A 13,967-nucleotide genomic window follows, 5' to 3' on the forward strand; every position below is an offset into this window, starting at 1 on the left:
TTAACTCCCTTTATAAGGCTGTGACGCGGCAGGTCTGGCCCGTCAGCAGCGTTGTCGGTCCAATCTTTCTCGCATCCGGTGGGATGTGGTAGGAGACGGTACAGGATGTGCCGGGCTCATTTCCCCAGACGATGTTTAACGTCCCTTTATCTTCAATTCCGCGGATCCAGGCCTGCCCGGCCTGACCCACGCTACCCACGGATACGCCTTGATCGGTTTGCACATCGGCGCCTAACGGGATAAACCCGCCATCGTCACGCATCAGTTCCATTAACACTGAGCGCCCCTGATCGGTTTCAAAGTTAACCAGCACAACGGCACCGCTACGGGGAACGGTGGTGGAGCGGGTATTTTTCACTTCCACGTCAGAGTGCATTTCGCTGATATCAAGACCAACGCTGTTTTCACGGTAAGCGGACAGATAGGGCATAAGGGCATAGCCTGAGGCGCCGATTTCACCGTTTCCGATAGAGACGCGGGCGCCTTCTGCCCCCTCAGCTTTAATTAAGGCAAGCGTATCGCTTTCGCTGATGCTGCCTGGGGCGAGTGTTACGCCACCCGAGTGCAGAACCATTCCGCCGCTATAGCTGGCAGAATATTGTCGTGTACCGTCATCTGAGGCGGAGACGGAAAGGCTTAGCGGTCCATGCGGGCCGTTGTAACTGCCGTACCCGCTTAACTGATTTAACGTATCGTCGTAACGCGTGGTGCTTTCGGTAATGCTGTAACTGAAACGGTTATCTTCGGTGTTGCCATTGGCGCTGGCGTTAAAGCTACTGCCGCCTTTTAAATCGCTGCCGATGCCCGTCGTAAGTGAGGAGAATCCACCCGCTCGCTTGCTGTTACCCATCAGCGTGTCGAAGGGGATTGTGAGGTTCAGATAGACGCTGTCATCCTTTTCCCCAAACTCATTGTAGGTGCGCTGCACGGTGAGGCTATAACTTCCCCAGCTTAACGAATGACTATGGCCAACCGAGTATTGCGCCGACGAACTGCTTTCATTCCAGTAGTCCTGCCAGGTTGAGTTGACGTACAGCGATCCCAAATCAAGATCGGCAATATTCAGCGGTTGGCTGATATTCACCTGGATCTGGTTTTTCATGCGCTGGAAGGTCTGATACACGTCGCTGTTGTTACGTTCCGGGTTACGTTCCCTGTCACGGTATTTGATCTCATTGGTCAACGAGGCCGCATCGTTCAGGCTGAGATAGTCAGACGTCGAAAACCGGTAGGCGGCGACGTTGAAAGAGGTATTCGTGGCTTCCATGAGTTTGCTGTAGGAGACGCGATAACTTTCGCCCGTGAGATGTCGTAAGCCGTCTATCCGGGCATCCGAATGCGTGACATCAAGAGCGAATGCACCAACTCCGGTATTCATGGCAAGACCCAACAATGCGGCGTAGAAATCGCTATCGGTATATTCCAGGCCCGCATACCCCGTGAAGGTATTGGTTAAGCCATAGTAGCCCGTTGCATATCCCACCTTTGGTTTGTCGCGCAGGCTGTCGTCACGCAGTTCACCCACGCCGACATCCCATCGGGAGTAGCCAGGACGTAGCATTTGTGCGACGGAAGAATAGGCGACCGAGAAGGAACGTTTGCTCCCATCCGTCTCTTCTACCGTGACGATAAGATCGCTACCGTAACCTGTTGTACTGAGATCCGTGATTTCAAACGGTCCTGGGGGGACGGAGGTTTCGTAAATCGTATTGCCGCTTTGGGCGATCGTGACTTTGGCGTTGCTGTTTGCAACCCCTCGGATCACCGGCGCATAGGTCGATATACCATTCGGAAGCATACGGTCATCGTTATATAAACGCGCCCCGCGCAGGCTAATGGAATCGAAGGCGTCGCCACGGGTATAGGAATCGCCGGCGATAAACTGCGCTTTCAGCGGCGTGATATCACGCTGAAGATAGATATCCTGGCTGGCGTAATGAGTACCGGAATCCTGATCCCAGTTCAGGTTGCCTCGCGCGCGGAGTCGCCATGGCCCCAGGTTTGCCCCATAGCGCAGACCTGCATAGGCCGTATCAGTGCTGGAATCCGGCATGTCTGCGTGCCAGCCGTTAAGATCCCATGAGAGCATGGCCACCGGGATCCCGTCTTCCCACAGTGAAGGATCGACAAATCCCGCAGGACGCTGAATGACGAAAGCCTGAGGAATGGAAAGGTCTAACTCCTGTGTGGAGGGATCGTAAGCCACACGCGAGCCGGGATAGGCGTCTGGCATAGAGACACAGGTGTCAGCAGAATCCTCCTCAGGGTGTTTCAGTTGCTCGGTGGTGACATTTGCCTGCGTGAGTAGTTTCGGGGTGATGCAAGGAGTGGCGCGCGGTGTGCCATTCTCCTTAAACAGAAGAACCGTGGTAACGGAAGGTTTCCCGTTTACGATCATCTTCACCTTATAGGTTCCGGCAATAACAGGGTTGCCTTTTGAAAAACGACTGATATCAATGGATGCGCCAGTGTTATAAAGAAACTGCTCGTTAAACTGCACGTCTTCTTCGTTATTATTTTCAGCAGCAAATGCACATAACGGCAATACCGCACTTATCGATAAACATAGTAGCGAACGTCTAAAGTGCATGATGAACTCTGTCCCAGGGCAACGCTAATTATAGTTTTTGTGAATGTTCTGAAGCTGACAGGGAATCAATGCGGTATAGACTCATACTTATCAATTCCACCGAAATCATTAATGGCTTGCCAGGTTATTTTGCTATTTCCGGATGAGGTGTAATTTTTCACATTCATCGTCTGGCTTGAGAACGGTTCAATATAATGCGTTTCGATCTCGTAACTTTTACTGCCTGAAATAAGCGCCGCACTTGCCAGCGAAACATAATAAGGCGAATCATTTTTCGCACTTAAAACGATTTTTTGCCCTTGTCGGATTTGGGACCACTTAAGATTTTTGGCCGCGTCTGTCGGTTCCCCTTTTAACCCAGTGGGACGGAAAAAGAGTTTAATGCGGGTACGGAAAGCAAGCTGAAGCATACTTTGGTTATCGCTCTCCTTAGCCTTCGGCGGAACTTCCAGAACGTTAAACCAGAACAGCGACTCTTTATCTTTTGGCAATGCCTGACCCAGCCAGGTGATTCTGACGGTTTGCCCTTTTTGCGGTTCAACACGCGAAACGGGCGGTGTCACAATAAAAGGAAGTTTCAGCTCCTGAGGGTTAGTGGTATCTCTTCCATCATCAAGCCAGGTCTGTACCAGCAGAGGCCGGGTGCCACGGTTATCCATTGACACCGTTACGTCTTTTGCCGATTCAGGATAAATGACACGAGTGCCGGAAATCACAATATCTGCACTGGCGTTAAAAGCAAAAACGCTCACCGAGGCCAGCAGCAGGGCTTTTAGTCCGCTCTTAATATTCAGTACGTGCATGTTTACTCTCAAAAAATAGGCAAAAATGTGCCCAACAGGGCACATTAACGGGAGGGATAAAATTATTCGTAGCTCATGGTGAAGTACGCGTTGGCGCTGACTTTACCTGACTGCACTGGGTTCGTGTCTTTCACCCAGTTGGAGCCCGGAACGTATGCAACGCGGTAGAACAGCTTGCCGGAACCGGCGGTGAGATTGGCTTTCTGCGTATTATTAGCAGGCTGGCCGACCATAATACGAGAAGATTCGGTAGGGGCATTATTATACAAGGCAAGTGCAACGTTGGTTGCTGAGCCTGCTACGTTGGCGTCAGGTTCAATAGTACCGTTTGCAATGGCACCCATATTTTTTGACATAAAGCTTGCTGAAGCAGTCTTTAATGTTCCTGGGCAGTTGGTGAGCAGCAGTTCAAAATTCTTAGAGCCGACACCGGTATCGACGGTGGTTGATTCAACATCAGATTTTTTAACAACCGGTAAGGTAATAGTAATATTATTTTGTGATTCACCATTGGCGGTGGAAATATTACACGTTGTGTCTGTTACCGCACCGTCAAAGGTGATTAAACCGATATCGGTGCCTGCAATTGCTGAAAATGAACCCATTGCAAACAAAGTTACAGCTGAAGCTAATAACGTCTTTTTTAACATGATTAAAATTCCATTTAAAAACATTGTACAGATTTAATTTAAGCAAAATGATGATAGGGATCTATGAATGGGTTGGGTATTTAAAATTGCTAAAAGCCATTATTAGAAAAATTGAATGTTTGATAAGTTATTGAAAATGATCTTTAAATTTGTTTTGAATGAACGGAGAGAGACGATTTTTATTGCGGCCAAATTATATTGGATTGTTTAGATTATAAATGATAAAGATCATTCCTTTAATTATATCATTCAGAATAATGTTTTTTTAAACCAAGAGAAACGCTAAGAGAGGAGAAAATAGGGGAAATAAATGAGGGAGAGGCTATGTATACAAAAAAAGGATGTTTTCTTTACCTTTGAGGAGCGGAACCTGAAGGCTCCGCTCCTGGCGGCATCAGGCAACCTGTACCGGAATCGCCTTTGCGGTGCGTTTCATCTCGTTGTCGCCTTCAAAATAGGCGACTTTAGGCTGCCAGCGGCGCGCCTCTTCGTCGGACATCATGACGAAGCTCGCGATGATCACAATATCCCCTACGTCTGCACAGTGCGCGGCGGCACCGTTAACGGAGATGATCTTAGACCCGCGCTCTGCGGCAATCGCGTAGGTGGAGAAGCGTTTGCCATTGTTCACGTTCCAGATATCAATCGCTTCGTTTTCAAGAATACCCGCCGCGTCGAGAAAATCCTGATCGATCGCGCAGGAGCCTTCATAGTGCAGGTCGGCCTGCGTGACTTTCACACGGTGAAGCTTACCTTGCAGCATTTTGCGAATCATTACGTGTACCTTTAATCATGCGTTAACCCCTCCTGTAAGAGGGGAGGGTAAGAAGGTTATGCCAGTTCAACCACTTTGTTGTCGATAAGGCGCGCCTGGCCGAGCCATGCAGCCACCAGAATAACCGCGCGCTTGCTGGCGTCGGTTAACTCAAGCAGCGTGTCAGCATCACGGATTTGAATATCGTCAGCGCGGAAGCCTTTATCGTTCAGCGCTTGTTCAGCCAGGGCCACGATCTCTTCAGTGGTCAACTCTTTCGCCGACAGTTGCTCTGCCATGCTATTCATGACTTTGCTTAATCCTGGGGCAATCTTACGCTGGTCAGCGGTCAGATAACCGTTACGGGAGCTGAGCGCCAGACCGTCTTTGGCGCGTACAATCGGCACGCCCACGATCTCGATATCATAACCCATGTCGGCAACCATCTTACGGATCAGCGCCAGCTGCTGGAAATCTTTCTCACCAAAGCAGGCAACGTCCGGCTGCACCAGATTGAACAGCTTGCTGACGATGGTGGACACGCCGCGGAAGTGGCCTGGACGGCTGGCCCCTTCGAGCATGGTCGAAATGCCCGGGACATCAACGTACGTGGACTCTTCCGTACCCTGAGGGTAGACATCTGCAGGTGCCGGCGCAAAGACGAAGTCCGCATGGCGCTTTTTCAGCTTCTCGCAATCTTCCTGCAGCGTACGAGGATAGCGCGCCAGGTCGTCCGCGCGGTCAAACTGCATCGGATTAACGAAGATACTGACCACCACGATATCTGCACGGGCTTTCGCTTCGTCGACCAGTTTCATATGGCCGTCATGCAGGTTACCCATGGTCGGGACCAGTGCGATACGTTTACCTTCCTGTCGTGCACGGCGAATATGCTGGCGAAGCAGCGGCAGGGTTTCAATGATTAGCACAACGAGACTCCTTAATGGAAACTGTGTTCTTCACCCGGGTAAACACCGGATTCGACGTCGGCAATATACTGCCTGACCGCGGCGCGCATGTCGCCCGCTTCAGTAAGGAAATTTTTGGCGAATTTCGGGATATGGCCGCCGGTGATGCCAAAGGCGTCGTGCATCACCAGAATCTGACCGTCGGTCACGTTGCCAGCCCCAATCCCGATGACCGGAATAGACAGCGCGTCGGTGATGCGTTTTGCCAGCTCAACCGGTACACATTCCAGCACCAGCAGCTGTGCGCCCGCTGCTTCCAGCGCGAGGGCATCGTCAAACAGCGCCTGCGCGGCATCACCGCGGCCCTGCACCTTGTAACCGCCAAAGATATTGACGGACTGTGGTGTGAGGCCCAAATGTCCGCACACCGGCACGGCGCGTTCGGTGAGCATTCTTACCGTCTCCACCAGCCAGGCGCCGCCTTCGATTTTGACCATATTAGCACCGGCGCGCATCACGGCCGCCGCATTGTCGAAAGCCTGCTCCGGCGTGGCGTAGGCCATAAACGGCAGATCGGAAAGCAGAAGGCAGGCAGGTGCACCACGGCGCACGGCTCGGGTGTGGTAAGCAATATCCTCGACCGTGACCGGCAGGGTAGAGTCATGTCCTTGTACCGTCATCCCTAACGAGTCCCCGACCAGCATGACGTTGATCCCCTCTTCGGCAAACAGTTTGGCGAAGCTGTAGTCATATGCGGTGATGGTGGCGAAGCGTCTCTTTTCCTGTTTGCATTTCTGCAGTAAGGAGATGGTGGTTGGTTTCATACTGTTTCCTGATAACCCAAAGCGAATCTTTGCGCATTCTAACAGTAACATTCGAGGGAACAATGATTTTAGGTCGTCTATTAGCCACAATTATTTTGTGGCTGATGCGCGGGGGCACAGGCTTACCAGCGAGCGGGTTTTTCTGCGTGGAGGTTTTCCAGGATCTCCCTGAGCGGGATGCCGTCCGGGAAGGTGAGATCGGGGGCGACTTCAAACAGCGGCCAGAGCATAAATCCGCGATTTTTCATGTCGTAATGCGGCACCGTCAGGCGTGAAGTGTTAATCACCTCGTTGCCAAACAGCATGATGTCGAGGTCAAGGGTACGTGGCCCCCAGCGCTCTGCTTTACGCACGCGACCCTGTTGCAGCTCAATGCGCTGGGTGTTATCCAGCAACGTTTCGGCATCCAGCGCGGTGTCCAGCACCATGGCGGCATTCAGATAATCAGGCTGATCCTGCGGGCCGAGCGGCGGTGTACGGTAAAACGAGGAGACTGCCACAATGCGGCTCTGGGGGATCTCACCCAGCGCCTGAACGGCAGCATTAACCTGCTCCAGAGGAGAGGCCAGATTGCTGCCGATAGCGATATACGCGAGGGTCATGCCGTGCCTTCGCGACGCGGTGCGCGCTTGCGCGGACGACGGTGACGACGACGCGGCGCCGGCTCTTCATCAAGGCCAGTGAGCATGTCTTTCTGCTCCGGCGGTGCGGAGACCTGGAACTCGGCCCACCACTGCGCCAGACGCTGCAACTCCTGGTTGCGTTCAATTTCAGCACGCAGAGAGAGCAGATCAAAGGCCGCGCGGAACTTAGGATGCTCCATCAGCTTCCAGGCGCGTTTGCCCTGACGACGGGACATACGCAGCTGAAGCTGCCAGATATCACGCACCAGCGTGGTAATACGTTTCGGAATGGCCAGCGTACGGCAGCCTTCGTCCAGCACGTCGTTTGCCGCCAGGGCGAAAGCGTCATAATAGGCGAGGCCGCTTTCCTGGGTAATACGCTGAGCCGTTTCCAGCAGCGGATACCAGAACATCGCCGCAAACAGGAACGCCGGGTTCACACGCATATCGTTGCGGATACGGGTGTCGGTATTCTTCAGCACCTGCGCAATCATGCGTTCCATTGGGCTGTCACCATTTTCGGTGAAGTAGCGGGTAATGGACGGGAATAACGGCTGGAAAAGGTTGTATTCGCGCAGCAGGTTATAGGTGGCAAATCCGTGACCGGCTTGCAGCAGTTTGAGCGCTTCTTCGAACAGGCGGGCAGGCGGTACGTCATTGATAAGCGTCGCCAGACGCGGGATCGGCTCTGCCGTCTCCGGGCTGATGCGCATATCCAGCTTGGCGGCGAAACGCACGGCGCGCAGCATCCGCACCGGGTCTTCGCGATACCGGGTTTCCGGCGTGCCGATCAGGCGAATCAGGCCCTCTTTCAGATCCTGCATGCCGCCGACGTAATCACGCACGGTGAAATCCGCCACGCTGTAGTAAAGGCTGTTGATGGTGAAATCGCGACGCTGGGCATCTTCTTCGATCGAACCGAAGATGTTGTCGCGCAGCAGCATACCGTTCTGGCCGCGCTGGGAAGTTGTGCGATCGGATGCGCCCGCTTCGTGGTGACCACGGAACGTCGCCACCTCAATAATTTCCGGCCCAAACATGACGTGTGCCAGACGGAAACGGCGGCCAACGAGACGGCAATTGCGGAATAATTTACGCACCTGTTCGGGCGTGGCGCTGGTCGTCACGTCGAAATCTTTGGGTTTTTTGCCCAGCAGTAAATCACGTACTCCACCGCCAACGAGATAGGCCTCGTAGCCCGCTTTATTCAGACGATAGAGCACCTTGAGGGCATTTTCACTGATATCTTTGCGGGAAATATTGTGCTGCTCACGCGGGATAACCGACATCTGTGGTTGCGCAATAGCGTCATTCGCCATGCTCTCTTCGCGGCTTAGCACTTTACGGCAAAAATTAGCGACTCGGGTAAAAATGGTACACCTCGTAGTGTGTTTTGTTATGAAAAAAGCGGCTAATCATAGCTCAGCGCAACGCATTTGAGAATGCTGGATTTTTGGCACGCTCGAGAGCGACCAGGTGGCAACGGCCTGTTTCAGCAATTCGTCAATGGAAAGATCCTGCCATTCGTTGGTTACATTCTGGTTGAGAAATCGTAACGCGTCGATCAAAACGGGGCGCGGATCGCCATCTGGCAGAGCGGGGGCGTGGTTTTGCTTCGACAGCTTATCGCCCCGCTCGTTGACGGCCAGCGGCAGATGAATGTAATCCGGTGCCGTCCAGCCAAACTGGTGATACAACGCTATTTGCCGCACCGTAGGTTCAACCAGATCGGCTCCGCGCACAATTTCGGTGACGCCCTGAAAGTGGTCATCCACCACCACCGCCAGGTTATAGGCAAACAGCCCGTCACGGCGGTGGATAATAAAATCCTCCCGCGCCAGCCGTTCATCCGCATGAATGTCGCCAGAGAGCAGGTCGTTAAAGTGGAGCACAGGGGCACGCTGGATCAGACGAACGGCGGCGTTTTCCGGGCCGTGGTTGAGCGTGCGGCAGTGGCCGTCATAGACGCCCCCCACGCTCTGTATGCGCGCGCGGGTACAGGTGCAGTTATATGAGAGCCCTTGCTCAGCGAGCCAGGCCAGACGTTCCCGGTAGGCGTCGTGACGTGTTGATTGCCAGACAACTTCGCCGTCCCAGTGAAGGCCGTAATGTTCCAGCTGACGCAGAATGGTGTCTGCTGCACCGGGAACTTCACGTGGAGGATCAATATCTTCAATGCGGACGAGCCATTTACCCAGGCGTGCGCGAGCCTGCAGGTAGCTGCCGAGAGCGGCAATTAACGAGCCGAAATGTAATTCACCGGAGGGGGATGGCGCGAAGCGCCCGATATAGTGAGATTCAGACATATCAACAGTAATAAGGCGGGAGAGACTCCCGCCTTTGGAGTGGGTAAACAGGACCGGGATTAACCCGCCATCTGTTTTTCGCGGATTTCTGCCAGCGTTTTACAGTCGATGCACAGATCGGCGGTCGGACGCGCTTCCAGGCGACGAATGCCAATTTCAACACCACAGGATTCGCAGTAGCCAAAATCTTCGTCCTCGACCTTCTTCAGCGTTTTTTCGATCTTTTTGATCAGTTTGCGCTCGCGGTCACGGTTACGCAGTTCAAGGCTGAACTCTTCTTCCTGAGCGGCACGGTCTACCGGATCCGGGAAGTTAGCCGCTTCATCCTGCATATGACTAACGGTGCGATCGACTTCATCCCTGAGTTGATTACGCCATGCTTCAAGAATACGCTTGAAGTGCGACAGCTGGGCTTCATTCATATACTCTTCGCCCGGTTTCTCTTGATACGGCTCCACCCCAGCGATGGCGAGAATACTCAGGGACGATGTTTTACGGTTTTGCCCTTCTTGCATGTTGCTTCTCCTTAACACGCACTATCGATCCCCGTGTTGGGGGAAAAATCAGGTCGCTATAAATAGCAGATGCTTTTCCGTATGGCAATTATCTAAACGTAACACTTGACAAGCCTGTGAGGAAAAGCGTATTTGCGCACGCGGCCAGAACACTTATTCATCAATCGTCTATTCCCTTATAAGACAATGGGAAGAGAGGATCTCAGAGTCATATTATCGGCAGAAAGTTCCGCTTTATAAGCCAAAACCTCTACCCCCTGCTTTTGTGCCTCATTCAACAATTGCGCGTATTTGAGATCAATATGGCGGGCTGGAGAAAACCGTTCAATGGCTGAGTGCAAAACCGCAAACAGCAGTACGGCGCGTTTGCCCGCCGCCGCAACACTCATCAGCTCCCGCAGATGCTTTTGTCCCCGTAGCGTGACTGCATCCGGGAAATAGCCGTTTTCCTGATCCGCTAACGTGACTGATTTGACTTCAATATAGCACTCGGGACGGTCTTCCGCCTGTAACATAAAGTCAATTCTGCTGCCTTCATCGCCATATTTCACTTCAGATTTATGGGTGCCATAACCTACCAGTTCGGGAAGGGTTCCGTTAGTCAGAGCCTCCTTAACTAATTGATTCGCGCGCAGGGTGTTAACGCAAATAAAAGCCCCTTGTTGGGTTTGCGTCATTTCCCAGGTGTGAGGATATTTGCGTTTAGTATTTTCTGAAGTGGAATACCAGACCGTGTCACCCGGTGTCGCACATCCCGTCATTGCCCCGGTGTTGGGGCAGTGCAGCGTTAATGGCTCCCCTTCAGGGGTGACGACATCAGCGAGAAAACGCTTGTAGCGTTGAATAAGCGTGGCGTGTTGCAGTGCAGGACTAAACTTCATCAGAATTCCTTAGGGTATCGCCCAGCGTCCAGCGCTGGAGCGGCGTATAGCGGGTGCGTCCTTGTGAAAAAACAGATTCGTACAGCGCGAAAGAGGTCACCGGAAAGGCCCAGTGAAAGCCCGGTGGCGGGATAGCAACGGCCTGACCGGCATCGCGCAGTAGCGTAATGTGAGGATGAAACGGCTGCGGGCTCTGGTAACAGCCGCTGCGTGCCGCCTGGGCGCGCAGCATATTCGCAAGCTGTAATAATCCGCGCGGCGGCTGGCGCGTGCCCAGCCAGACGACGCGGGAGCGGAGCCACTGCCCCGCATCGTCAAGGGGCAGCGTAAATCCCGTCTGGGAAATCCGACCGGCCATCGCCGCCAGGGCACGCTGTTTCTCGCCGCTGACGTCGCCCAGAAAAGCCAGCGTCAGGTGGAGGTTTGGCGCAGCAACCGGGCGGCCCGCTTCGGGCGGGAAGTGTTCGGCGCGCCAGCGAACAATTTGCCGTTGGATCGGCGCGGGCAGCTCAATGGCGAAAAACAGTCGTTTCGACTCAGACATACAGGGGACTCGGTAATGATATGCGCCGATGCTACAATGTACGCCGACTAATGTTAACCCTCTGGAGCTGTTAGTGTCCTCATTGCCGGTCGCCGTCGTCCTTCCTGAACTGCTCGCTGCCTTGCAGGATGCCCCGCAGGTTTTACTTAACGCCCCTACGGGTGCCGGTAAATCCACCTGGCTACCGCTGCACATTCTCAACGCAGGCATTATCAGCGGGAAGATTATCCTGCTGGAGCCGCGCAGGCTGGCTGCGCGCAACGTGGCGCAGCGCCTGGCGGAACTGCTGAATGAAAAACCGGGCGAGACGGTAGGCTACCGTATGCGCGCCGAAACCTGCGTCGGCCCGTCCACGCGGCTTGAAGTGGTGACCGAAGGGATCCTCACCCGTATGCTGCAAAACGATCCGGAACTGTCCGGCATCGGGCTGGTGATTCTGGATGAGTTCCACGAGCGCAGCCTGCAGGCGGATCTGGCGCTGGCGCTGTTGCTGGACGTCCAGCAGGGGTTACGGGACGATCTCCGACTGCTCATCATGTCGGCCACGCTCGATAACGAGCGGCTACAGCAGACGTTACCGGATGCGCCGGTCATCACCTCCGAAGGGCGCGCGTTTCCGGTTGAGCGCCGCTATCAGCCGCTTCCTGCCCATCAGCGTTTCGATGAAGCGGTGGCGATCGCCACCGCTGACTTGCTTCGTCAGGAATCCGGTTCGCTGCTGCTGTTTTTACCGGGCGTTGGCGAAATCCAGCGGGTGCAGGAGCAGCTTGCCGCCCGCGTGGGCAGCGACGTAATACTCTGCCCGCTCTATGGCGCACTGTCGTTGAGTGACCAGCGCAAGGCGATACTTCCCGCGCCGACGGGGCAGCGTAAAGTGGTACTGGCCACCAATATTGCCGAAACCAGTCTGACCATTGAAGGCATTCGCCTGGTGGTGGACAGCGCCCAGGAGAGGGTAGCCAGTTTTGACCCGCGCACCGGGCTGACAAAGCTGCTGACGCAACGCATCAGCCAGGCATCGATGGTTCAGCGAGCTGGCCGTGCCGGGCGCCTTGAGCCAGGCATCTGTTTGCATCTCATCAGTGCAGACCAGGCCGAACGCGCGGCTGTGCAGAGCACGCCGGAAATTTTACAAAGCGATCTTTCGGGGCTGATCATGGAACTGTTGCAGTGGGGTTGCCCCGATCCCGCGCAGTTAACCTGGCTCAATGCGCCTCCCGCGGTAAACCTGGCGGCGGCGCGCGCGTTGCTGACCCAGCTCGGGGCGCTGGACGGCGAAAGGCTATCATCACGTGGGCAGAAAATGGCCGCGCTGGGTAACGATCCCCGGCTGGCCGCGATGCTGGTGGCCGCTCAGGGGGATGATGAAATTGCTACGGCGGCGAAACTGGCGGCTATCCTTGAGGAGCCGCCTCGTGGTGCAAATTGCGATCTGGCGCAGGCCTTTTCACGTAATCAGGGGAACTGGCAGCAGCGCGCGCAGCAGCTCTGTAAACGGCTTAACAGCCGTGGTGGTACGCCGGACGCTGACAGCATTGCGCCTCTCCTGGCGCAGGCATTTGCCGACAGGATCGCGCGTCGTCGCGGGCTGGATGGACGCTACCAGCTTGCAAACGGCATGGGTGCGATGCTGGACAGCGATGACGCCCTGACGCGCCATGAATGGCTGATTGCGCCGCTCTTGTTGCAGGGTAGTCACTCGCCCGATGCCCGAATTTTGCAGGCCGTGGCTGTGGATATCGATGCCCTCACGCGCGCCTGTCCGCAGCTGCTTCAGCAGTCCGACATCGTCGAGTGGGATGATGCGCAGGGTACCCTGAAGGCATTTCGTCGTAGCCAGATAGGTAAACTGACCCTGGGGACGAAGCCGTTGGCAAAGCCATCGGAAGAGGAGTTGCACCAGGCGATGCTAAACGGTATTCGCGAAAAAGGTTTAGGTGTTCTGAACTGGACCCCGGAGGCCGAACAGTACCGTATTCGTCTGCACTGTGCCGCGCGCTGGTTGCCGGAGTATGTCTGGCCGGCGGTGGATGATGACTCGTTACTTGCGTCGCTGGAAAGCTGGCTCCTGCCGCAAATGAGCGGTGTACACTCGCTGCGGGCGTTAAAAGCGCTTGATGTTAAGGTCGCGTTACAGAATTTACTCGACTGGTCGTTACGTCAACGTCTGGATAGTGAACTGCCAGGGCATTACACTGTGCCGACCGGCAGCCGGATTGCCATTCGTTATCACGAGGATAATCCACCGGCGCTGGCGGTACGGATGCAGGAGATGTTTGGCGAGGCGACCACGCCATCCATTGCCGAAGGGCGCGTGCCCGTGGTGCTTGAGCTGTTGTCACCTGCGCATCGCCCGCTGCAGATTACCCGCGATCTGGGCGCATTCTGGGCGGGGAGCTACCGTGAAGTGCAAAAAGAGATGAAAGGGCGTTATCCCAAACATGTCTGGCCGGACGATCCGGCGAATACGGCACCGACACGGCGGACGAAGAAATATTCGTAAAGGGGAGTGCGGCCTGATGCCCTCACCCCGGCCCTCTCCCACAGGGAGAGGGAGAAAAGCAATTTT

At 54.6% G+C, this 13,967-nt stretch carries 13 protein-coding genes; 1 reads left to right on the forward strand and 12 read right to left on the reverse strand.

Translation table 11 applies throughout. The annotated features are described in order from the left end of the window. Positions 1–10: 10 nt before the first annotated feature. The 12 genes from AC2FAK_RS02170 to thpR form a co-directional block, all read right to left on the reverse strand. Positions 11–2,590, reverse strand: a complete 2,580-nt coding sequence (locus AC2FAK_RS02170) for an outer membrane usher protein (protein WP_095455344.1) — start codon at positions 2,588–2,590, stop codon at positions 11–13. Positions 2,591–2,655: 65 nt separating this feature from the next. Then, entirely contained in the window at positions 2,656–3,393 is a 738-nt protein-coding gene (locus tag AC2FAK_RS02175) for a fimbrial chaperone (protein WP_095455343.1), read from the reverse strand. A 62-nt stretch (positions 3,394–3,455) separates the two neighbouring features. Beyond that, positions 3,456–4,043, reverse strand: coding sequence for a fimbrial protein (locus AC2FAK_RS02180; protein ID WP_095455342.1), 588 nt, complete (start codon positions 4,041–4,043; stop codon positions 3,456–3,458). 394 nt (positions 4,044–4,437) lie between these two features. Continuing rightward, the gene (gene panD / locus AC2FAK_RS02185; protein WP_003856284.1) at positions 4,438–4,818 is read right to left on the reverse strand and encodes an aspartate 1-decarboxylase; all 381 of its coding nucleotides are present in this window, start codon (positions 4,816–4,818) and stop codon (positions 4,438–4,440) included. Positions 4,819–4,874: 56 nt separating this feature from the next. After that, positions 4,875–5,726, reverse strand: a complete 852-nt coding sequence (panC, locus tag AC2FAK_RS02190; protein WP_047023389.1) for a pantoate--beta-alanine ligase — start codon at positions 5,724–5,726, stop codon at positions 4,875–4,877. Positions 5,727–5,737: 11 nt separating this feature from the next. After that, complete coding sequence (gene panB / locus AC2FAK_RS02195) at positions 5,738–6,529, reverse strand: 3-methyl-2-oxobutanoate hydroxymethyltransferase (protein WP_013095628.1); 792 nt, start codon at positions 6,527–6,529, stop codon at positions 5,738–5,740. A 122-nt stretch (positions 6,530–6,651) separates the two neighbouring features. Continuing rightward, positions 6,652–7,131, reverse strand: a complete 480-nt coding sequence (gene folK / locus AC2FAK_RS02200) for a 2-amino-4-hydroxy-6-hydroxymethyldihydropteridine diphosphokinase (protein WP_095455341.1) — start codon at positions 7,129–7,131, stop codon at positions 6,652–6,654. Then, positions 7,128–8,525, reverse strand: coding sequence for a polynucleotide adenylyltransferase PcnB (gene pcnB, locus AC2FAK_RS02205; protein ID WP_072193776.1), 1,398 nt, complete (start codon positions 8,523–8,525; stop codon positions 7,128–7,130). The genes folK and pcnB overlap by 4 nt, the downstream gene beginning before the upstream one ends. A gap of 42 nt (positions 8,526–8,567) precedes the next feature. Next, on the reverse strand, positions 8,568–9,458 hold the full coding sequence (gluQRS, locus tag AC2FAK_RS02210) for a tRNA glutamyl-Q(34) synthetase GluQRS (RefSeq protein ID WP_095455340.1): 891 nt from the start codon (positions 9,456–9,458) through the stop codon (positions 8,568–8,570). 59 nt (positions 9,459–9,517) lie between these two features. After that, positions 9,518–9,973 (reverse strand): RNA polymerase-binding protein DksA, encoded by a 456-nt coding sequence (gene dksA / locus AC2FAK_RS02215; RefSeq protein ID WP_013095632.1) that lies wholly within the window; start codon positions 9,971–9,973, stop codon positions 9,518–9,520. Positions 9,974–10,149: 176 nt separating this feature from the next. Next, a complete protein-coding gene (gene sfsA / locus AC2FAK_RS02220; RefSeq protein ID WP_013095633.1) occupies positions 10,150–10,854 on the reverse strand; it encodes a DNA/RNA nuclease SfsA in 705 nt (234 codons plus the stop codon). Next, a complete protein-coding gene (gene thpR, locus AC2FAK_RS02225) occupies positions 10,844–11,398 on the reverse strand; it encodes an RNA 2',3'-cyclic phosphodiesterase (protein WP_095455339.1) in 555 nt (184 codons plus the stop codon). The genes sfsA and thpR overlap by 11 nt, the downstream gene beginning before the upstream one ends. Positions 11,399–11,471: 73 nt before the next feature. Between thpR and hrpB the strand changes: the two genes are divergently transcribed. Beyond that, positions 11,472–13,901 (forward strand): ATP-dependent helicase HrpB, encoded by a 2,430-nt coding sequence (hrpB, locus tag AC2FAK_RS02230; RefSeq protein WP_095455338.1) that lies wholly within the window; start codon positions 11,472–11,474, stop codon positions 13,899–13,901. The last annotated feature ends 66 nt before the right edge of the window (positions 13,902–13,967 follow it).

The sequence above is a fragment of the Enterobacter cloacae complex sp. 394F7 genome (assembly GCF_057320385.1).

Excerpts from the sequence above, each read along its gene's own strand:
- gluQRS (WP_095455340.1), bottom strand. The coding sequence starts at position 9,458 with ATGTCTGAATCTCACTATATCGGGCGCTTCGCGCCATCCCCCTCCGGT.
- thpR (WP_095455339.1), bottom strand. The coding sequence starts at position 11,398 with ATGTCTGAGTCGAAACGACTGTTTTTCGCCATTGAGCTGCCCGCGCCG.
- AC2FAK_RS02180 (WP_095455342.1), bottom strand. The coding sequence starts at position 4,043 with ATGTTAAAAAAGACGTTATTAGCTTCAGCTGTAACTTTGTTTGCAATG.
- sfsA (WP_013095633.1), bottom strand. The coding sequence starts at position 10,854 with ATGAAGTTTAGTCCTGCACTGCAACACGCCACGCTTATTCAACGCTAC.
- AC2FAK_RS02175 (WP_095455343.1), bottom strand. The coding sequence starts at position 3,393 with ATGCACGTACTGAATATTAAGAGCGGACTAAAAGCCCTGCTGCTGGCC.
- panB (WP_013095628.1), bottom strand. The coding sequence starts at position 6,529 with ATGAAACCAACCACCATCTCCTTACTGCAGAAATGCAAACAGGAAAAG.
- AC2FAK_RS02170 (WP_095455344.1), bottom strand. The coding sequence starts at position 2,590 with ATGCACTTTAGACGTTCGCTACTATGTTTATCGATAAGTGCGGTATTG.
- dksA (WP_013095632.1), bottom strand. The coding sequence starts at position 9,973 with ATGCAAGAAGGGCAAAACCGTAAAACATCGTCCCTGAGTATTCTCGCC.
- panD (WP_003856284.1), bottom strand. The coding sequence starts at position 4,818 with ATGATTCGCAAAATGCTGCAAGGTAAGCTTCACCGTGTGAAAGTCACG.
- folK (WP_095455341.1), bottom strand. The coding sequence starts at position 7,131 with ATGACCCTCGCGTATATCGCTATCGGCAGCAATCTGGCCTCTCCTCTG.